This window comes from Streptomyces sp. HUAS 15-9 (genome assembly GCF_025642155.1).
Classification (GTDB): Bacteria; Actinomycetota; Actinomycetes; order Streptomycetales; family Streptomycetaceae; genus Streptomyces.
In genome coordinates this window covers 1181052-1201137 of record NZ_CP106798.1, presented here as the reverse complement: position 1 = coordinate 1201137, position 20086 = coordinate 1181052, and the positions used below count along the sequence as shown (strand labels likewise).

At 73.7% G+C, this 20086-nt stretch carries 12 protein-coding genes; 5 read left to right on the top strand and 7 right to left on the bottom strand.

What is annotated here, in order from left to right:
* The 3 genes from N8I87_RS05375 to N8I87_RS05365 all read right to left on the bottom strand — a co-directional run bounded on the left by N8I87_RS05375 (position 1) and on the right by N8I87_RS05365 (position 7191).
* Positions 1–1170, bottom strand: coding sequence for an ATP-binding protein (locus N8I87_RS05375; RefSeq protein ID WP_263205961.1), 1170 nt, complete (start codon positions 1168–1170; stop codon positions 1–3).
* A 130-nt stretch (positions 1171–1300) separates the two neighbouring features.
* Positions 1301–6340, bottom strand: coding sequence for a hypothetical protein (locus tag N8I87_RS05370; RefSeq protein ID WP_263205959.1), 5040 nt, complete (start codon positions 6338–6340; stop codon positions 1301–1303).
* Positions 6337–7191: a DUF4132 domain-containing protein gene (locus N8I87_RS05365; RefSeq protein ID WP_263205958.1), complete on the bottom strand. Its 855-nt coding sequence runs from the start codon at positions 7189–7191 to the stop codon at positions 6337–6339. Before N8I87_RS05365 ends, N8I87_RS05370 begins: the two co-directional genes overlap by 4 nt.
* A 373-nt stretch (positions 7192–7564) precedes the next feature.
* On the opposite strand from N8I87_RS05365, the gene N8I87_RS05360 reads away from it, so the two are divergent.
* The 4 genes from N8I87_RS05360 to N8I87_RS05345 are packed head-to-tail and all read left to right on the top strand — an operon-like array spanning position 7565 to position 15795.
* On the top strand, positions 7565–11080 hold the full coding sequence (locus N8I87_RS05360; protein WP_263205956.1) for a putative baseplate assembly protein: 3516 nt from the start codon (positions 7565–7567) through the stop codon (positions 11078–11080).
* The gene (locus N8I87_RS05355) at positions 11080–13293 is read left to right on the top strand and encodes a hypothetical protein (RefSeq protein ID WP_263205954.1); all 2214 of its coding nucleotides are present in this window, start codon (positions 11080–11082) and stop codon (positions 13291–13293) included. Before N8I87_RS05360 ends, N8I87_RS05355 begins: the two co-directional genes overlap by 1 nt.
* Positions 13294–13351: 58 nt before the next feature.
* A complete protein-coding gene (locus tag N8I87_RS05350) occupies positions 13352–14905 on the top strand; it encodes a DUF6519 domain-containing protein (RefSeq protein WP_263205952.1) in 1554 nt (517 codons plus the stop codon).
* Positions 14905–15795: a peptidoglycan-binding protein gene (locus tag N8I87_RS05345; RefSeq protein ID WP_263205950.1), complete on the top strand. Its 891-nt coding sequence runs from the start codon at positions 14905–14907 to the stop codon at positions 15793–15795. Before N8I87_RS05350 ends, N8I87_RS05345 begins: the two co-directional genes overlap by 1 nt.
* Before the next feature lie 28 nt (positions 15796–15823).
* On the opposite strand, the gene N8I87_RS05340 is transcribed toward N8I87_RS05345, so the two are convergent.
* On the bottom strand, positions 15824–16222 hold the full coding sequence (locus N8I87_RS05340; RefSeq protein ID WP_263205947.1) for a DUF5997 family protein: 399 nt from the start codon (positions 16220–16222) through the stop codon (positions 15824–15826).
* A gap of 58 nt (positions 16223–16280) precedes the next feature.
* Between N8I87_RS05340 and N8I87_RS05335 the strand changes: the two genes are divergently transcribed.
* Positions 16281–17027, top strand: a complete 747-nt coding sequence (locus N8I87_RS05335; protein ID WP_263205946.1) for a LysR family substrate-binding domain-containing protein — start codon at positions 16281–16283, stop codon at positions 17025–17027.
* 36 nt (positions 17028–17063) lie between these two features.
* Here the strand turns inward: N8I87_RS05335 and N8I87_RS05330 are convergent, their stop codons facing one another.
* The 3 genes from N8I87_RS05330 to N8I87_RS05320 form a co-directional block, all read right to left on the bottom strand.
* Positions 17064–18485: an MFS transporter gene (locus tag N8I87_RS05330; RefSeq protein WP_263205944.1), complete on the bottom strand. Its 1422-nt coding sequence runs from the start codon at positions 18483–18485 to the stop codon at positions 17064–17066.
* A gap of 237 nt (positions 18486–18722) precedes the next feature.
* On the bottom strand, positions 18723–19424 hold the full coding sequence (locus N8I87_RS05325) for an HAD family hydrolase (RefSeq protein ID WP_263205941.1): 702 nt from the start codon (positions 19422–19424) through the stop codon (positions 18723–18725).
* A 20-nt stretch (positions 19425–19444) separates the two neighbouring features.
* The gene (locus N8I87_RS05320; RefSeq protein WP_263205939.1) at positions 19445–19924 is read right to left on the bottom strand and encodes an Lrp/AsnC family transcriptional regulator; all 480 of its coding nucleotides are present in this window, start codon (positions 19922–19924) and stop codon (positions 19445–19447) included.
* Positions 19925–20086: the final 162 nt, after the last annotated feature.

Here is a 20086-nt window from a genome sequence, read left to right as displayed (position 1 = left end):
TCAGCTCCCCAGGACCGTGCGCAGGTCCCACAGGGTTCGCCAGGTGGCGGAACCCTGCTCGGCGCGGCGCCGTACCGGACCGTCCCAATAGCCGCGCAGCCGGGCCGAGTCGGCCGGGTCGTCCTTGCGTACGACGCCGAGCAGATGCCCCGGCAGCAGCCCGAGCACGTCCCGGTCGCCGGGGAAGTAGGCCGCGGCCAGCCCCAGCGCGCCCGCGACGGAGACGGCCTCCGCCGTGCTCATCACCGTGGAGGGCCGCTCCACTTCCCAGCCCTCCGTCGACCGGCCCTCCCGCAGGTCACGGAAGGCGGTCACGAGGGCCTCCAGCACGGCGTCGTCGACCTGGAACGGCGCCCCGGCCCGCTCGACCGACGCCCTGGCCTGGCTGCGCACCAGCGCGGTCTCGGCGTCGAGGTCCGGGATGGGGCCCACGGTCTCGAAGTTGAACCGGCGCTTGAGCGCGGCGGACATCTCCGACACGCCCTTGTCCCGCAGGTTGGCGGTGGCGATGAGATTGAAGCCGGGCGCGGCATGCGCCAGGGCGTCGTCCGTGCCCGCCAGTTCGGGGACCGCGATGCGCCGCTCGGAGAGCAACGACACCAGGGAGTCCTGCACTTCGGGCAGACAGCGGGTGACCTCCTCGACCCGGGCGATGCCGCCCCGGGTCATGGCGGTGAGGACGGGGGACGGCACAAGGGCTTCCCGACTGGGGCCCTTGGCGAGCAACAGGGCGTAGTTCCAGCCGTACTTGAGCTGGTCCTCGGTCGTGCCCGCCGTACCCTGCACCACAAGACCGCTGGTGCCGCACACGGCGGCGGACAGCAGCTCGGAGAGCATCGACTTGGCGGTGCCGGGCTCGCCGACGAGCAGCAGACCGCGCTCACCGGCGAGGGTGACGACACACCGCTCGACCAGTGCCCGGTCGCCGACGAACTTGCCCTCCACCACGAGTCGGCGCGGCACCCCGGCGGGCACCTCGGCGCCGTCCGGAAGCTTCAGCGCCTGCCCGCCGCTGCCCATGACGAACGTGACGACGGCACGCGGGGTGAGATGCCAGGCGGGCGGGCGCGGCCCGTCGTCGTACGCCGCGAGGAAGGCCAGTTCGACGGCGTGGCGGTCCTCGGGCGGGACGATCTGACGGGTCGCGTCGGGAGCGAGGGCGGTGGTCATGGGCGGTGGTCCTTCGGGGTGGTACGGGTGGTGGTCGTCGGCAGGGGCAGAGACGCGGCCATCGGCAGGCGAGGCGGCGCGGTCGTCGGCGGGGGAAGCGGCGCGGCCATCGGCGGGTGAAGGGGCGCGGTCACCGGCGGCGCCCCTTCCGGCCGGTCCGGGTGGTGAGTTCCTCGTACGCCGGAGCGTCTCCCGCGCGGACGCGTTCCCAGGCGCGGGCGAACAGCTCGGGCACCGCAAGGAGCGGCACAGTGCGGCCGGTGACCGGGTAGAGGCCCTCCTTCCAGGTCTCCACCGGCGTGGCCGGGGCCTTGAGGTCGTACCAGCCGCAGGGCAGGAACAGGGTGCGTCCGGCGCGCGGCCGCTTGGCCTCGACGACCAGGTCGGTCGCGGCCAGTTCGGCGCGGGCCTTCTTCATCCGGGCGGGCTTCCAGCCGGTCCAGCGGGCGCAGTTGCGGTCCGTCGGATCGGGCAGCGCCAGCAGCTGGAGGTACAGCGCCGCCGCGTCCTCGCCCAGGCCGTGGGCCTCGGCGACCTCGGCGACGAGAGCGGGCACGCTCGCGCTCGCGTCCTGGGCGTGGCCCATGGGCCCCTCGGTGTCCGTGCCCGCCGCGAGGGCGCGGGCGAGGTCGTCGCCGAGGATGGTCCGCAGCGCCCGCACACCGCCCCGGCGCGCCGGGGCCACCAGGCCCTCGACGAGCCCGAGGACCGCGTCGTCCGGGCCGGTGAGCCCGGCGGGGCGGACCAGGACCGTCTCGGTGTCGCCGTACCAGGGACGCAGCACGAGTGCCTCGCCGAGCCGGGTGAAACCGTACGCGTCGGCGCCTGCGGTGGCGGGCAGGCCGTACGCCTTGCGGAGTTCGACGGCGGTCGGCCCGCCCTTCTCGGTCCACTCGATGTCGAGGTCGACAAGCAGTTCCGGGTCGGCGACGCGACGGCGCAGGGCGGCCAGGCCGTCCGGCAGGGCGGCGCGCAGGGGATGCCCGTACGGCAGGGTGTAGGCGAGCTCGGCCAGGGCGTCGACGGCACGAGTGAGGTCGTACCGCCCGGGGAGCGCCGCGGGGTCCTCCGCAACCAGGTTGCCGTCCTTGTCGGGGCGTTGGACCGTGGTGCGGCTGAGCCACGGAGTGCGCCCGGGGTTGAGCAGCGCCTCGGCGGAGCCGACGGACAGTCCAAAGAGGCCGGCGGCGACCTCCTCGGGCAGCCGGACGAACGAGCCGAGCCGCTCGGTCCACACCCGTCCCGCGGCCGCCGTGTCCGGTCCGGCCGTCCAAAGGTCGGCGGGGTCCTCGGGCAGCAGGGCGCCGATCAGCGCCGCCCGGTCCCGCCGGTCCACCGAGCCCAGCATGCCGTTGCCGAAGTCCCTCTGCCGCGGCTTGAGTCCCATGGTGGCCAGGGCCTCGGCGCCGGGCTTGTGCGGCTGCCCGGCGAGCAGCACGGTGGCCTGGACCGGGCCCAGCCCGCCGGCCGTCGCCGCGGCGAGCGCCTCGGGTGCCTCGGGTCGCCACGGGGCCGGGCCCTCGTCCCGGATCAGCCGGGTGACGGCGGCGAGCAGCTCCGCGGTGATCGCCGAGGTGTGCATGGTCTCGGTCTCCAGCGTGAAGTGGGCGACCGCGCCGAACGCGCCGGTCGGATCGTGGTCCAGGGCCAGCCAGTTGACGCGTTCCCGTTGGCCGTCGATGCTCTGGCAGCCCAGGAGCACGACGGTGCGGCCGTCACGGCGCAGCACCTGACCGGCGCGCTGCTGCTTGTCGTGCGGTTCGCTGAGCACGATCTCTCGGAGCGTGCCCGCGGGGGTCGCCAGCGGCCCCTCGGCGATCGCCTCGAACAGCAGGAGCAGCGGCTCGCGTTGGTCGTCGGCCAGAGCGGGCGAGGCGGCCCGGTAGGCGAGCGGGCGCAGTGTGCTCAGCACGGACGGCCACACCATGCCGATGCCGGGGACGGTGTGCTCGTCGCTGCTCCAGCCGTCGGTGAGGACGGCGAGTCGCTGTCCGGGCAGCGGCTTGCCGTCGGCGGGCCTGCCGGAGAGCACGTGGTTCACCGCGCGGATCTGCTGGAGCACACTCCAGCGTTCGCCGCCCCACCAGCCGTTCAGCTCGGCGATGCCCGTGGCGGCGTCGTGCAGCGTCCGGTCCTCGCCGTGCCGGGGCTTGTAGTCCGCGAACATGCCGTGGGTCCGGTTGGCGGGCTGGAGCGGCCGCTCCTGGGGCGGGGTCACGAAGGCGGCGGCGGACTCGGTGATGCGCAGTGCCGAGCGGACCAGGGCGGCAACGCCCATGAGGAGCCGCTGGTCGGTGAGTTCCGGCAGGGCGTCGCGTACGGCGCGCAGGGCGACCTGGTCCGCGGTCGGCACGGCCGGCTTGGCGTCGGCGGCCTGTCCGGCCGACTGTCCGTGGAGGTTCTGTCCAACCGCAGTCGCTTCGTCCGCCGTTGCGCCGGAGCCGCCCGCCCGGGCGATCCGCTCCTGCCGTTCGGCCAGGGCCGTGGCGGTGACCCGCAGCACCTCGGCCGCCCGTTCGTCGGTGAGTTCGCGCAGCACCGCCGACCCCTTCTCGTCGCGGGGGCGCAGGGCGTGCCAGAAGGCGACGGGGGGCACGAACCGGGTGCCCGCGGCGAACTCCCCACCCCGCTCGTGCGGCGTCACACGGCCGAGCTCTCCGGCGGAGGAGGTGTCGTCGGCCGCGAACAGGGAGACCCGCATGTTGACGCGGGCGACGACCGGCTCTGCCCCGCCGGGCAGCCGCAGCGCGCCCAGCGGAACACCGTGCGCCCAGCCCCGCTCCCCGGACAGCGTGACGGTCCGGCCGTCCGGGGTGCCGGCGACCGTGCGTGCCTCGGTTCCCTTCCCCTCCTTGCGCACCCAGCGGCCGAGGACCGTGCCGTCGGTGCCGAACGGGCTGTGCTCCAGGCCGGGTTGCAGGGGCAGGACCTCGCAGCCGTCGAGCTGCAGGGACGCGTCCTCGCGGATACCGGCCCGCAGGAAGGCGGGGAGTGAGGCACGTCCGTGCGTGCCCGTGCCGGGGTCGTACTCGAGCCACACCGTCTGCCGGCCCTGTCGGCCCTGGCGCCAGTACGTCGTGCCGTCGCCGATCACGGACCGGGTGGGCGGCAGGACGGTGTCACCGGCGTGCAGTGTCCGGCCGCCGGTGGCGCGGCCGCCGCCGGGCAGCGGGATCGACGGCGTGCCGGTGTCGTTGCCGGACCACCAGGTGGGGATCTGCTCGCCGCCGAGGGTGAACACGTCGGTCGGCCGCGCGGACCAGTACGCGGACTGCTTGCTGCCCTGCCGCCACATCACCAGCAGTTCGCCGTCTGTGTAGCGGAAGCGGGGGCGCTGCCAGCGGTCCAGGTCCGCGGGCAGACGCAGGTCGTGTTCGAGCAGGATGCCGTCCGGGCCGACGACGACCGCCTTGTACGGGCGCGCCAGGATCAGCGCGGGCCAGGCCTCGGTGACGGTCAGCGTGTTGTCCTCGCCGTTCTTGGGCTTGCCGTCGAGCAGCCGCAGGGCCTCCTCCAGAGCGGGCCAGCCCAGCTCGTCCAGGATGCCCGCGCGCAGGGTGCGGCCGAGCAGCGGCGCGACCCGGTGCTCCGCGACCGCGGCGACGGCGAGCGGGCCGACCTCGGCGGCCACACCGCGGAACGGGCGCAGCCGCTCCAGTGCCGTACGGGCGCCGGGCAGGCCCACCGCGCCGACGAACTCCTTGGCCGAGACCTCCAGCCACTCGCGCAGCACGTCGCGGAGCACGGGGTGCTCGGCGCCCTTCAGCAGGTCGGCGGCCGAACGGTGGTCGCCCAGGGTGCCCACCGCCTGGAACAGCAGGGCGCGCAGCCGTGGATGCGCCGCGGTGGCGACCAGGTCGCGCCGCCCGTCCAGGGAGTCGCGCAGCCAGGCGTCGAGACCCAGATGCACGTCCACGCCGACGTCGGGAAGGGTGAGCGGGACGCCCTCCGCCGCGCACAGGTCCAGCAGGTCCAGCTCGGCACCGTCGCGCCAGCGGCCGGTGAAGAGGTCGACCGCCCGGCCGTCGGCCCGCAGCCGGGGCGCCATCCGTGCGACCAGCGCGAGGGTGGCCGGGGAACGCCTGGAGACCGCCCCGCCGTGCTTGCGGTGCAGTGCCCAACGGCTCAGCCACTCCGCGGCGTCGACCTCGTCCCCGTCCGTCAGCAGCCGCTCGGCCCCGCACTCCGCGAGCAGGGTCAGCCAGAACTCGTCGTCCGCGACCTCGCGGCCCAGCCCGGTCGGCATGATCTCCAGCAGCCGGGCCCTCACGGCCGGCCGGTGTTCGGCGAGGACCGGCAGGACGGCGCGGTAGGCGGTCCAGAAGGAGGCGGGCGCCCGGACGGCGGCGGGCGAGGCGATCAGGTCGGCGACGAGTGCGCACTCCTCGGTGACCCGGTCCAGACCGGCCGCCTTGATCAGGCCCCGGGCGTCCTGCGGCAGCGAGGCGTACGGCGGCATGCCCGCCGCGCAGCGCTCCACCGTCAGCTGCCGGAACTGCTCCCATGCCGTCGCGGGGTCGAGACGGCGGGCGAGGTCCTTCACATACTCCTTGAGCGCCTTGACCGTCAGCGCGCCCGCGAACGCGAACTCCAGGAACACGGCACGCTGCCGCTCCTCGTCCACGGCCAGGGCGTGCACCCGCTCGGCCTCGCGCGCCTTGCCGAAGAAGGCGGCGGCGTACGTGGTGTTCTCGTGCTGGAGGAAGACCCGGGCCGCCTGCTCGTAGAAGGTGGGCAGGAAGTGCGGCACGGTGCGGCCGAGCCGGGTGCCGAGCTCCTCGAAGCCGTCCTTGGCGTTGCCCGGACGGGACTTGGCCTGCCGCGCGAGCCGCTCGACGTCCTTGACCAGGGCCAGCGCGTGGTGCCCGTTGGCCGGGTCGTTGACCAGCGCCCAGGCGGGAAAGCCCAGGGTCTCCCGGCGCACCTGGCCGACCTCGGGGGTCTTGGGTTCCCGGGCCAGTCCGAGGAATTCCAGGGCCAGGTCCTCGGCCTCGCCGAGGGTGCCGGGCACCAGCCGGACCACACTCCGCTCCGCCAGGGCCGGGTGGGTGTAGGTGCGCACGGTGAGGACGTCCGCGTCCTCCCGGGCGGTGCTGCCCGGCGGCAGGACGGCGCCGGCGTCGAGCAGCGCGGCCACGGTGGTCCCGTCGTATGTCGTCGTGGTCGTCATGCCGCCCGCTCCTCGTCCTCGATGTCCCGCCCCGCGTACAGCGCCGCCGCCATGCGCATGCCCTCCGACCAGGCGACCGGCCCGACCTGACCGAGCTTCAACGCCCGGCCCGCGGAGTCCGTCCACATGAGGGGACCGGTCTCGGTCTCCTCGTAGCCGTCGTAGTCGCCGATCCACACGCGGGCCTCGGCGGCGCAGCCGTCCTCCAGCACGGAGCAGACGGCGTGTCCCCCGCGCACGCGGTAGCCCAGCTGCGCCGCCCTGCCGTGCAGGAACCGCAGCTCCTTGAAGGCCCCGCCCGCGTACTCCTCGACCTGAGTGCCCTCGGCGTCGAGCGCGGCCGGGCGGTGCCACACCTCGCGGAAGAGCTGCTGGGCACGCTGCTCGACGCCGAGTTCGACGGCGAACTCCCGCAGCTCCTCCAGGTCGTCGAGGAGCACGGGGTGCGGGATGCGGACGAGGTCGGGGGTGATGCGCACGGTGTCGCCGTCGAGGTCGACCAGACCGAGTCCGCGCTCGGGGTCGGCGTCCCTCAGGAACCCGGCGACCTCTCCGTCGGCGCCCGTCACGACGACGTCGCGCAGCGCGGACTGCCAGGCGGGATCCGGCCAGACCCCGGCGAGGACGGCGCGCGGCACCGGGAGCGAGCGCACCATCCACCGCTCGACATCGGCCAGACACTGGCGGTCGTGCCGCTCCAGCCACTCGGCGAGCTGCCGAAGCCCCGTCACCGCCGGATCGTCAGCAAGCTTGGCCGGAACGGACTTCAGCCGCCGTCCGGCGGCGTTGCGGCACACCACCCTTCCGCCGTCGAGGGCGACCTCGTAGCCGCCCGCCGGAACCCACCCCATACGTGCCTCCCCGCACCGCAGTGATCAAGTGACGGGAACTGTAGAGGAGCCCACTGACAACGCCCCGGGCCGGTGGAGACGACGGTCCGTGGAGGTGACCTTGGTGGAACCGGCCACCGTGGATTGTGTACGACTGGAGAAGGCCTGGAGATGGTGTGCAGGCCCGCGCGCCACCGCCGCGCGGCGTCCTTGGGGGTTCCCGCAGGAGCCGGGATCCGACCGCCTCCCCGCGCGGACGGCCGCTGTGCAGAAGCTGTGCACCGGCTGTCGAGGGCGCGGGGGCGTGGCGTGTGAATACCGGGAATTGACCTTCACAAAACCTTCTCCGGGGGTGGCCGGAAGGCACCTTGTTCCGTCAACTCCGCGCGCATCAATGCTGGTGCTCCTCGGCCGGCTCGTCGGCCACCGCCCGCGACCCGGTGTGGCGGCCGGCACTCATCTCGCCTACACCCTCGAACGCGATCCGCGCGCCGAGGCCATGCCGGTGCTGATCCCGCGCGGCGCGCGCAGCCACAGCGTGCCCGCCTCCGCCGACGAGCAGTCCCTGACCTTCGAGACCGGCCGCGACCTCACCGCCCGCTGGGACTGGAACGAGCTGAAGGTGCGGCGCCGCCGTCCCTCCCTGATCACCCCCGACGACCTCGACCGCCGCTCGCAGCTGTTCGTCGAGGGCACGGCGAACTCCCTGCGGACCGGCGACCAGTTGCTCTTCGTCTTCGGTGAACAGGCGGGCGGGGAACGGAAACTGCTGCCCGTCGTGAACGTCCGGATCGACCGTGAGGAAGAGATCACCGCGATCTCCCTGCCCAAGTCGGCCCCGCCCGCGTTGAAGGAACTCGTCGACGAGGTACGGCGCTGGACCGCGGGGCCGGTGGACCCGGGCGAGCCGGGCGAGCCGGGCGACGAGCCCCCCACGCCGGAGGTCCCCAACCCCCGTCCGGTCAGCCGGCTGATCGAGGACTTCGACGACCAGGTCCTCGCCCCGCTGCGGGCCGACCTGGACGGCATCAAGACCCCGGGCGGCCTCGCGACCCGCCTCGCGGACCCCGTCGCCCGCCTGGGCGAGGCCCAGGTGCTCGCCGAGCCGTACGAGGACGTGGCGGCGTGGTTCGAGCAGCTGGAGGCGGTGCTGGCGGAACTCGCCGAGCGGGCGGGAGAGTTGGCGCCCGCGCAGCTTGCCGATACTGCCGCTTCCGACGCCTTGTCCGGGGCGGTGGTCGGCACCGATGCGCAGAAGGGAACGGCCCGCGACCCCCACCACGCCGCCCTCCAGACCCTGAGCAGGATCCTTCCCGCCCTGCGCTCCACCGCCCCCGCACCCCGTGCAGGCGGCCGCCCCCACCGTCCCGGCACCGACACCGCCCGTCTCCTCACGGCCCTCGACCCGGGGCTCGGCAGCCTCTACCCGGCCTGGCGTACGGCCGCCGCCCCGGGCACCGCGCAGCTGCTTCGGGAGCTGCTCGTGATGCGCGTCACCGCGGCCCCCTTCGGCGCCACGGCCCCGCTGAAGCCTGTCCAGGACGACCGCGGCCGGGTCATCCGCACCGCGGACTGGCCGCTGACGGGCGCGGTGCTGGCGAGCATGCGCGTGGTGTACGACACCGCGGGCAAGGTGCCGGTCCGGGCGGAGTTCCAGTACGTCGAGGGCAGCAGCTCCGACCAGCGTGCCGAGAACCTGCCCGTCACCCAGCAGCTCACGTTCCCGCTCGGCCCCGGCCAGGTCGACCTGTCGACCCGCGCCGCCCAGGACCGCGAACTGAGCTGGCTCAACCGCCGCCCGGCCGTCGCCGAGGAGCCCGGCGTCACCGCCCGTCTCCACTCCGGCCTGCCCGAGCGCACCCTGTTCGTGTCCCGGCCGGAGGAGGACGGCACGGTCCATGTGGGCATCCACAACGGCACACCGCAGGAGTTCACCCTGCGCCCCGGGGCGCCCGTGCAGGTCACCCACGGGGAGTACGAGGTGTCCCTCAGGTACACCATGGGCAGCACCGAGCCCAACGTCGAGGTCGTCATCGCGAGCAAGCCGGAGCCGGTCAACTTCCGTGTCCTCCAGCTGGACAGCGTGCACGACGGCATCACGGTCGGCAGCTGGGTGGCCGTCCAGCGCCCGGCCAAGGGAGCCACCGTACCCGGCGACGCCAAGCTGGCCTTCGTCACCACTCAGGTCGCGGCGGCGCGCACCGCGGCGTACTCCGACTACGGCATCACCGGCCGCGGCACGGAACTCACCCTCGCCGATCCCTGGCTGGACGAGTTCGACGTCCTGCTCTCCCACATCCGCGACACCACGGTGCACGCGGCGGGTGAGCCGCTGCGCCCCGCCGACGAGCCGCTCGGCGAGGACGTGCACGGCAACGAGATCGAACTCGCCGAGCTGTACGACGGGTTGCGCCCCGGCCGTACTCTCGTCGTGAGCGGCGAGCGCGCCGACATCCCGGGCGCGACCGGTGTCACGGCCACCGAGGTGGTCACGCTCGCCGCCGCCGACCCGGCCGTCGATCCACGGCTGCCCGGCGACCACGTGCACACCCGGCTGACCCTCACCGCCGACCTCGTCCACCGCTATCGCCGCGCGAGCGTCCGGATCCTCGGCAACGTCGTCGAGGCCACTCACGGCGAGAGCCGCGAGGAGGCCATCGGCAGCGGGGACTCCGACCGCGTCAACCAGACCTTCGCGCTCTGGCAGTCCCCGCTGACCTGGCTCGCCGCGGACAATCCTCCCCCAGCCTTCGGCCGCGGGTACCCCCATCTCGCTTCGCTCGGCGCAACCCCCGTCCTGGAGGTGCGTGTCGACGGGGTGCTGTGGCACGAGGCCGACAGTCTCGCCGGGCGCGGTCCGACCGAGCGGGTGTACATCACGGGCACCGCGTCCGACGGCCGGACCACCGTCACCTTCGGCGACGGCGTCCACGGCGCGCGGCTGCCCAGCGGCCACGAGAACGTGCGCGCCCGCTACCGCTTCGGCACCGGCCGGGCCGCCGACGTCCCGGCCGACCGGATCACCCAGCCCCTCACCCGGCCGCTCGGTGTCACCGCGGTCACCAACCCCCGTCCGGCCACGGGCGGCGCGGACGCGGACGGGCCGGGCCTCACCCGCCGTACCGTCCCGCTCGCCGTCTCCGCCCTGGACCGGCTGGTCTCCCCGGCGGACTACGAGGACTTCGCCCGCTCACGGGCGGGCATCGGCCGGGCCGCGGCCCGCGAGCTGTTCGACGGACGCCGGCGCGTGCTGCATGTGACGGTAGCGGGCACCGACGACGTCCCGATCGCCGACGACTCCGACCTGCTGCGCGCCCTGCGCGGGGCGCTGACGGAGTACGGAGACCCGAACCTCCCGGTCCGCGTGGACGTGCGCGAACTCGTCCTGCTGCTGGTCGCCGCCAAGGTGAAGGTCGCTCCGGACCACTCCTGGGAGATCGTCGAACCGCGGCTGCGTCAGGCCCTGTTGCGACGGCTCGGCTACGAGGGCCGGGAACTGGGGCAGCCCGCCCGGCTCTCCGAGCTGCTGGCCACGGCGCACTCCGTACCCGGCGTCGACCACGTGGACGTCGACGTCCTCACCGGGGTCCCCGCCTCGGCCGGCCCGGAGGAGCTCACCGCGCTGCTCACCGGACCCGGCACACCCGGGCCGTCCGTACCGGCGCACCAGGCCACGTACGAGGAGCGCACCCACACCGTCCGCGACGAGCACGGCGAGACCCTGTCGGCCGTCTGCGCCCGGTACGGCATCCCGCTCGCCCAACTCCTGTGCCTCAACCCCGACATCACCGACACCCGGCCCTTGGCGAAGGGCCGGACGGTGTTCGTCTTCCGCGGCATCCGCCCCGCCCAGCTCGCTCTGCTGTCGGCACGGGCCGCGGACACCCTGATTCTCACGGAGGTCAAGTGATGGCCGCGCATTCGCCGGATGTCCAGTTGGAGACGTCGGCCCCGGTCAAGCCCCGGGAGCCCGACGGGCTCGCGGAGCTGCTGCCCCGCTGGCACCGGCTGCGCGACGCCGAGGAGGGCGAGCCGCTGCGCGCCCTGCTCGCCGTGATCGCCGAGCAGCTCGACCGGGTCCGCGACGGGGTCCAGCAGGGCTACGAGGATCTGTTCGTGGAGACCGCGGCCCCCTGGGTGCTGCCGTACCTCGGCGACCTCGTGGGCTATCGCACCCTGCCGGGCTACGAACGCGTCCTCACCACCGGTCTGCACGGCGGCGGCCGGGACGCCCTGGCCGAGGCCATCGCCCCGCGCGCGGACGTGGCCGCCACCGTCGCCCACCGCCGCCGCAAGGGCACCCTCCACCTGCTGGAGGAACTCGCCGAGCAGGTGGCCGAGTGGCCCGCCCGCGCGGTCGAGTTGTCCCGGCACGTGGCCCACACCCAGCCGGTGAAGCTGTACGGCACCGGCCGGCGAGGGGAGCGCGGCCGCCTCCTCGACCTGCGCGACGGCGCGGGACTCGCCCTCGCGGGCGGCCCGTTCGACGAGGCGGCCAGGACCGTTGACGTACGCCGTGCCGACTCGTCCCGGAGGCAAAGCGGTTGGACTTGCGCCGGGGTCGGGCTCTTCGTCTGGCGGCTGAAGTCCCACTCCCTCACCGCCTCCCCGGCCTACTGCATCGACCGCGCCCGCAACCTCTACACCTTCTCCATCCTCGGCAACGACACCCCCCTGGTCACCAAGCCCGTCCCGGAACCCTCACCCGCCCTCCCCCACTCTCGACTTCGCTCGAGCGGGGGGACCCCCACCGCCGCCGTCGACAACGTCCCGGCGTTCATCACCCGCCGCCTGCTGCACGACCGGCTCGCCGACTACTACGGCCCCGGCAAGAGCCTCGTCATCCGGCGCGACGGCGAGGACCGGCCCGTACCGCCGTCCGACATCGTGGTCGCGGACCTCTCCGACTGGCGCTACCGCCCCAGGCGCGGCCAGATCGCCGTCGACCCGGAGCTGGGCCGGATCGCCTTCGGGTCGCGGTCGGCGCCCCGGCAGGGCGTATGGGTGGACTACCACCACGCGTCCGTCGCCGACATGGGCGGCGGCGAGTACGAGCGCGCGGACCGCGAGCCCCGGCCCGACGCCGACCTCTACCGCGTCGGCCCTCAGCAGCCGTACCGCAGGATCATGGACGCCTACCGCGCCTGGCAGGACGCGCGCAGCCCGGACCGCACCGGCATCATCGAGATCACGCACAGCGGCGCCTACCAGGAGCAGCTGGACTTCGACCTCGATCCGGGCGACCGGCTGGAACTGCGGGCGGCCGAGGGCACCCGACCGGTGATCCGGCTGCTCGACTGGTACAGCAACCGCCCCGACGCCCTCAACATCCGTGCGGTGTCCGACGACTGCGCCCCGCACGAGCGGCCCCGCCTGGTCCTCGACGGGCTGCTGGTCGCCGGACGCGGCATCAACATCACCGGCCCGATGGGCGCCGTCGTCGTCCGGCACTCCACACTGGTGCCGGGCTGGTCGCTGGAGCCCGAGTGCGAGCCACACTCGCCCGACGAGCCCAGCATCGTCCTGGAACGCACCACCGCCTGCCTCCAGATCGAGCACAGCATCCTCGGCACCATCGAGGTCATCGGCGACGAGGTCGCGGAGGACCCCCTCGACATCCACCTGCGCGACAGCGTCCTGGACGCCACCGGCCACGACCGCGAGGCCCTCTCCGCACCGGACTGCCGCCACGCCCACGTCGTGCTCCATCTGCACCGGACGACCGTGATCGGCGAGATCCACACGCACGCCTTACGGATCGCCGAGAACTCGGTCCTCACCGGCCGGCTGCACGTGGCCCGGCGCGGCATCGGCTGCATGCGGTACTCGTACGTCCCGCCCGGCTCACGCACCCCGCGCCGCTACCGCTGCCGGCCGGACCTGGCCGGACCCGAACAGGCCGCACGTGTACGGCCGTTGTTCGCATCGGAACGCTATGGGGCGCCCTGGTACGGGCAGTTGGCGAACCGGTGCGCCGAGGAGATTCGGCGCGGCGCGGACGACGGCGCCGAACTCGGCGCCTTCCACGACCTGTACCGGCCGCAGCGCGAGGACGGTCTGCGGGCCCGCCTCGCCGAGTACACGCCCGCGGGCACCGACGCCGGGATCTTCTTCGTGACGTGAGCCGAGCCGCACCTCCTACGCCTGATCCGAGACATCCCGAACCAGGGGGACCCCTTCCATGCACGCTGACCTCTCCCGCGCCACGTTCCGTCCGGAGCGGCACTACTCGGCGGTCCTCGCCCAGCAGGGCCGCGTCCAGCTCGACGCCGACCTCAACGAGCAGACCGCGATCCAGCTCCACCGGGCCCGTACCCTCACCGCGGACCTGATCGGCCGGCACGGCGGACCGCGCGACGCGACCGGCTTCCGCATCGAGTACGTGGGCGGCAAGCACGACATCGACACCCTGTACATCCACGGAGGCCGCTACTACGTGGACGGCATCCTGTGCGACGCGGACCGCCCGGCACCCGGCACGCCCGTGCCGGACGAGGACGCCGCGGAACCGGAGCCGGCGCCGACGGCGGAGACGTACTGGGACTACTGGAACCAGCCCGACGGCTTCCGCGACCCGGAGAAGCCCGGCGACCGGCTGCCCTCGCCCGCCCAGACACCGTTCCTGGTCTACCTGAAGGTGTGGGAGCGCGCCGTCTCGGCAGCCGAGGACCCGGCGCTGCGCGAGGTCGCCCTCGGCGCCGCACTGCCCGACACCGCCGTCCGCGCCAAGGTCGTCTGGCAGGTCCTGCCGCTGTCCCTGGCCGAGCTGGAGATCGAGGATGCCGAACCCTCCAAGGAGGTGGTGCGCGCCGCCTTCGACCGCTGGGCGCAGCGCCAGGCCGCCCCCTCGGCGCGGCTCGCCGCCCGCAGCGAGCGGCCCGAGCACGCCGACGAGGACCCGTGCCTGGTCCGGCCCGACGCCCGCTACCGCGGCCCCGAGAACCAGCTGTACCGGGTGGAGGTGCACGCGCGCGGCGAGGCGAAGGACGCCACCTTCAAGTGGTCCCGGGAGAACGGCTCCGTGGTCTTCCCGGTCGACGAACTCGACGGCACCTGGGTGCAGTTGGCCACCCTCGGCCTCGACGACAAGCTGGACCTGGACGTCGGTGACCTCGTCGAGTTCACCGACACCGCGTACGCCTCCCGCCTCGAACCGCTGCCCCTGCTGCGGGTCGAGGAACTGGACCTGCCGGGCCGGCGCGTCCGCCTCTCCGGCGAACCGGACCCGGGCGTGGGACGGCTGCCGCCTCTGCATCCGTTCCTGCGTCGCTGGGACCACCGCGAGGGGCCGCGGCGCAAGGGCCGTACCGCTGTCCTGAAGGGCGGCGGGGTGCCCGTCACCGAGGGGGAGTGGCTGCCCCTGGAGGACGGTGTCGAGGTGTACTTCGCCAAGGGCGGCGGCTACCGCACCGGCGACCACTGGCTGATCCCCGCCCGCACCGCCACCGGCAGCGTCGAGTGGCCCGCCGACCCGGCCCGCCGCCCCCTGCTGACGGCGCCCGCCGGGATCGCCCGGCACTTCGCGCCGCTGGCCCTGGTCAGGGGCGAGGGCGGCACCGTCGACCTGCGCCTGGCCTTCGGACCGCTGGCCGTCGGCATTCCGGCGGCGGACGAGGTGACGCTCGCGGCCGAGGAACAGGCCGCGAGCGAGGAACAGGCCGCGGAGGCCGATCCCTCCGGCGGCCGCTCACAGACCACAGCGGCGGCCGAGGCCGCCGTGGAAGGAGACCGCTGATGGCCCAGCCGATGAGCGCGTCCAAGCTGGTGGAGATCCTGCGTGCCGAGGGCGTCACCGTCCACGAGGTGCGCGACTGGCGTCACCACAACCGCAACAGCAAGGGCCCCTGGGGACCGGTGAACGGTGTCGTGATCCACCACACCGTCACCTCCGGCACGGCCAACTCCGTGGACATCTGCTACAACGGCTACTCCGGCCTGCCCGGCCCGCTGTGCCACGGCGTGATCGACAAGCAGGGCCATGTCCACCTCGTCGGCAACGGCCGCGCCAACCACGCGGGCCTCGGCGACAGCGACGTTCTGCACGCCGTCGTCAACGAGACGAGACTGCCGCACGACAACGAGGCCGACGTCGACGGCAACCGGCACTTCTACGGCTTCGAGTGCATCAACCTCGGCGACGGCAAGGACCCCTGGCCCGAGGCGCAGAAGGAGGCCATCGAGAAGGTCTCGGCCGCCATCTGCCGCCACCACGGCTGGTTCGAGCGCTCCGTCATCGGGCACAAGGAGTGGCAGCCGGGCAAGCAGGACCCGCGCGGCTTCACGATGGACAGCATGCGGGGGCGCATCGCCCAGCGGCTGGCCGGCCGGGGCGGCGGGAAGGACCCGGGCGACCCCAAGCCCGCGCCGAAGCCGGCACACGCGCCCTTCCCGGGCAGCGGCTTCTTCCACATCGGGCAGAGATCACCCGTCATCACGGCCATGGGCCGCCGACTGGTCGCCGAGCGCTGCGGCCACTACGAGAGCGGGCCGAGCCCCGAGTGGACCGAGGCCGACCGCAAGTCGTACGCCGCCTGGCAGCACAAGCTGGGCTTCAAGGGCAAGGACGCGGACGGCATCCCCGGCAAGGTCAGCTGGGACCGGCTGAAGGTGCCGTCGGGCGGGTGAGCGGGCCGCACCCGAGCGGGGCGGGGTCTCAGTCCCGCTCGGCGCCCTGCTCCTTGTCCCGCTTCAGGTTCTTGACGCGCACCGACTCCTTGCGCACCTCGGCCTGGGTGGCGCGCTCCTTCTCCAGCCACTCGGGCCGTTCCCGCTTCAGCGCCTCGATCTGCTCGGTGGTGAGGGCCTCGGTGACCCCGGCACGCGCCAGACCCGAGATGGACACCCCGAGCTTCGCCGCCACCACGGGGCGGGGGTGGGGGCCGTTGGCGCGCAGCTCGCGCAGCCACTCGGGCGGATCGGCCTGGAGCTCGTTCAGCTCGGCGCGCGAGACGACACCCTCCTGGAACTCGGCGGGGGTGGCGGGGAGGTACACACCCAGCTTCTTCGCCGCCGTGGCGGGCTTCATCGTCTGGCCGGTCTGCTGCGAACTCATGAGGTCAAGGGTATCGGCCGGGTACGGGAGGTCCGACCACGGCCGGTAACCTGGCCTGGTGACAGGCTCGGAGGAAACACCGTCGTTCCGGCTCGCGTACGTCCCCGGCGTGACGCCCGCCAAGTGGGTACGGATCTGGAACGAGCGCCTGCCCGACGTCCCCCTCACTCTCCTCCAGGTGACGGCCGCCGAGGCGCCCGACGTGCTGCGCGACGGCGGGGCCGACGCCGGGTTCGTACGGCTGCCGGTCGACCGTACGTTCTTCAGCGCGATCCCCCTCTACACCGAGGCGACGGTGGTCGTGGTCCCCAAGGACCACCTGATCACGGCGGCCGAGGAGGTCACCCTGGACGACCTCGCCGACGAGGTCCTCTTCCACCCCCTCGACGACGTCTTCGACTGGGACAGCCCGCCCGGGGAGCCCGCCTTCGAACGCCCCGCCACCACGGCCGACGCCATCGAGTTGGTCGCGGCGGGCGTGGGCCTGCTGGTCGTCCCCCAGTCCCTGGCGCGGCTGCACCACCGAAGGGACCTCACCTACCGCACGGTCGTGGACGGCCCCCGGTCGAGCATCGCCCTGTCCTGGCCGGAGGAGGCCACCACCGACCTGGTCGAGGACTTCATCGGCATCGTGCGCGGGCGGACGGTCAACAGCACCCGCGGCCGCGCCCAGCCCCCGGCGCAGGAGAAGGGCAAGCGCCCCGAGAAGAAGCCCGCCGCGGGCAAGTCCGCGGCGCGGAACCCACGGGGCCGTTCCGGCGGCGCGCAGGGCACCAAGCGGGGCAGGCCCCGGAAGCGGTCGTAGGGGCGGGGATCCGGCTCTGCCCAGGAGACGCCACGGTCAGGACTGCGGTGCGCGTTCGCCCAGGTCGGCGACGGCCAGGGCCAGACCGGCCAGGACGAACAGGAGAGCCGTCAGCACGCCCAGCTGCAGTGCTCCGGAAGCCCGGCCGTGGTTGGCGAGGTGCGCGAAGTACACCGCGCCCACGGCGGCGATGCCGGCGGCCGACCCGACCCGCTGCCCCATCTGCAGCACCCCTCCGGCCGCGCCGGCCCGACGCACCGGGACGCGGGCGAGGGTGAGCGCGGTGTTGGGGGAGGTGGTCAGGCCCGAGCCGACCCCGGCGACGAGCAGGGGCAGCGCCGCGGCCCACCCCACGCCCACACCCGGCACCAGCCACACCGCCGCCATGGTCCCCAGCAGGCCCAGCACCACGGCGCACAGCCCCCGGACCACCAGTCTGCGGCCGTACCGGACGACCAGCCGTCCCCCGGCCAGCGCGGCGACCGCCGAGCCGACCGCGAACGGCATCGCGGCCAGCCCGGCCGCCAACGCGCTGTAGTCCAGGCTGTTCTGCAGGAACAGCGTGTACACGAAGAAGACCGAGGTGAAGCCCGCGAAGTACACCAGGCTCAGCAGCGACCCGCAGGTGAACGACCGCCGGTTGAACAGCCGCAGGTCGACCAGCGGCCCCCGCCCCAGCCGCCCCTGCCGCCGCTCCCACACCCAGAACGCCACCAGCAGCGCCACGGCCACGGGGACCAGCACCCACTTGCGCCGCCCGGGCCACGCCTGCTCCTGCACCAGGGGCAGCATCATCGCCAGCGCACCGGCACCGAGCAGCAGCACCCCCGGCACGTCGAACCCCTCCCCGGAGCCCTTCGGCGGGGACTCGGGCAGCAGCCGCAGCGCCGCGGCGAACACGGCCACGCCGATGGGGAGATTGACGAAGAACACCCAGCGCCAGCTGCCGGACGCCTCGATCAGCAGACCACCCGCCAGCGGACCGACCGCGGTGGAGACGGCGACGACACTGCCGAACATGCCGAACGCCCGGGCGCGCTCGGCACCCTGGAACATCTGCTGGATCAGCCCCGACCCCTGAGGCGCGATCATGCCTCCCGCCACGCCCTGGAGGAGCCGGAACACCACCAGCCATCCGGCGGTCGGCGCCAGCCCGCAGGCCGCCGAGGCCACCGTGAACAGGGCGACCCCGACGATGAAGGTCTCCCTGCGGCCCCGCAGATCGCCCAGCCGGCCCGCGGGCACGAGGAACAGGCCGTAGGTCAGGGCGTAGCCGGAGACCACCCAGGACAGGTCGGCCTGCGCCGCGTGCAGCCGCTGCTCCATCGAGGGCAGCGCCACGTTCACGATCGACGTGTCGAGCAGGGTCATGAAACCCGCCGTCAGACAGACCGCGAGCGCCTTCCAGCGTCGCTCGTCGGTGACCAGCTCCGTGGAGTCGGCCTGCACTGTGGTCATGGGGCCTCCGCCCGGAGCGGTCCACCGCGTCGTGGATTCCTGCGATCACCGTAGAAACCGGCACCGCCCCGCGCTCGTCGTGCCACGACCGCCGTACGCCGCCGCGGGCCACCCGGGGGTCGCAAGACTGATGCGGCTGCTGGCCGAGGGGGCCGTGACACATCCGAAGAACAGTTCCTGCTCGGACTGCGCCGACCGGGCGACGCCCCCGTTCACGGACCTGCGCCACGCCGTCCGTCAGGGCTTGCCCGTGCCCAGGAGCCACGCGTATGCCGACTGCGCCGTGAACTCCGCCTGGCCGCCCCGCAGGAGCAGCCCCGCGGTGGCGAACTCCGGGGCGTCGGCCTGCGCGGCGACGTACGGGATGGCGATGCAGCGCATTCCCGCCGCGTGCGCGGCCGCCGCGCCCGGTGCCGCGTCCTCCAGGACCACGCAGTTCGCGGGGGCCGCCCCGAGGCGCCGCGCAGCCTCCAGGAAGATGTCGGGCGCGGGCTTGCCACGGGGCACCTCGTCGGCCGAGACGACCGTGCGCAGATACGCGTCCAGGCCCGTGCCCGCCAGCACCGCCTCGATGGCCTCCGGGGAGGAGCCCGAGGCCACGCCCGTCGGGACGCCCTCGGCAGCCAGCAGCTCCACGAACTTGCGCATCTCCGGATACACACGGGTGCGGGCGCGGGCGAGCCTCAGATAGCGGCGGTTCGTCGCGGCGAGCAGTTCGTCGACCGGGGCGGTCAGGCGGTATCGCTCCTTCCAGACGATCACCGTCTCCAGGGTGCTGACCCCGACGTAGCTCCCGTGGTCCGCCCAGGTGTAGCCGCGTACGCCGTGCTCGGCGAGGGTCTCCCGGCTCGCTTCGTAGTAGTTGGGCTCACTGTCCACGAGCGTTCCGTCGAGGTCGAAGACGACCGCGACAGTGCCGAGTCGGCCGGGCTTGCTCATGGCGTCCAGGATGCCAAGCGTCAGGTGCGCGCGGCCGTCCGGCCGACCGACTCCACCAGGGGCAGCAGCCGGTGCGCGACGCGCTCGCGCAGGGCCACTTCCGTCCGGGTGCGCACCACGCCCGGCAGGCTGATCAGCTTCTGGATCACGTCCTCGAGATGGGCGTTGTCCCGCGCCACGACCCGGGTCAGCAGATCCCCGCCGCCCGTGATCGAGAAGGCCTCGACGATCTCCGGCACGGCGGCCAGCGCGTCCCCGACGTCGTCGAGGTGGCCCTGGGTGACCTCGATGTGCACGAAGGCCAGCACCGGATGGCCCAGCGCCGCGGGGGACAGCACGGGACCCGTGCCGGTGATCACGCCCTCCCGCTCCAGACGGTCCAGCCGGGCCTGCAGGGTGCCGCGGGCGACGCCGAGGATGCGGGCGTACTCGCGCACGCTGGTGCGCGGCTGCTCCAGGAGCAGTCGCAGGATGCGGGTGTCGAGCTCGTCCACGGCCATGGTGCGCCGGCCTCCTCGTCCCTTCGATGATCACCGACGACAGTACCAATGGCACAGCTCACAGCAGTGCGGATGAGCCGTCCGGCCTGGTCCGTTGGCCCGTCGCCGGACGATGTCGACCGATCTCGGTTGTACCAATGGTTCAGTGATGCGGAGCTCACT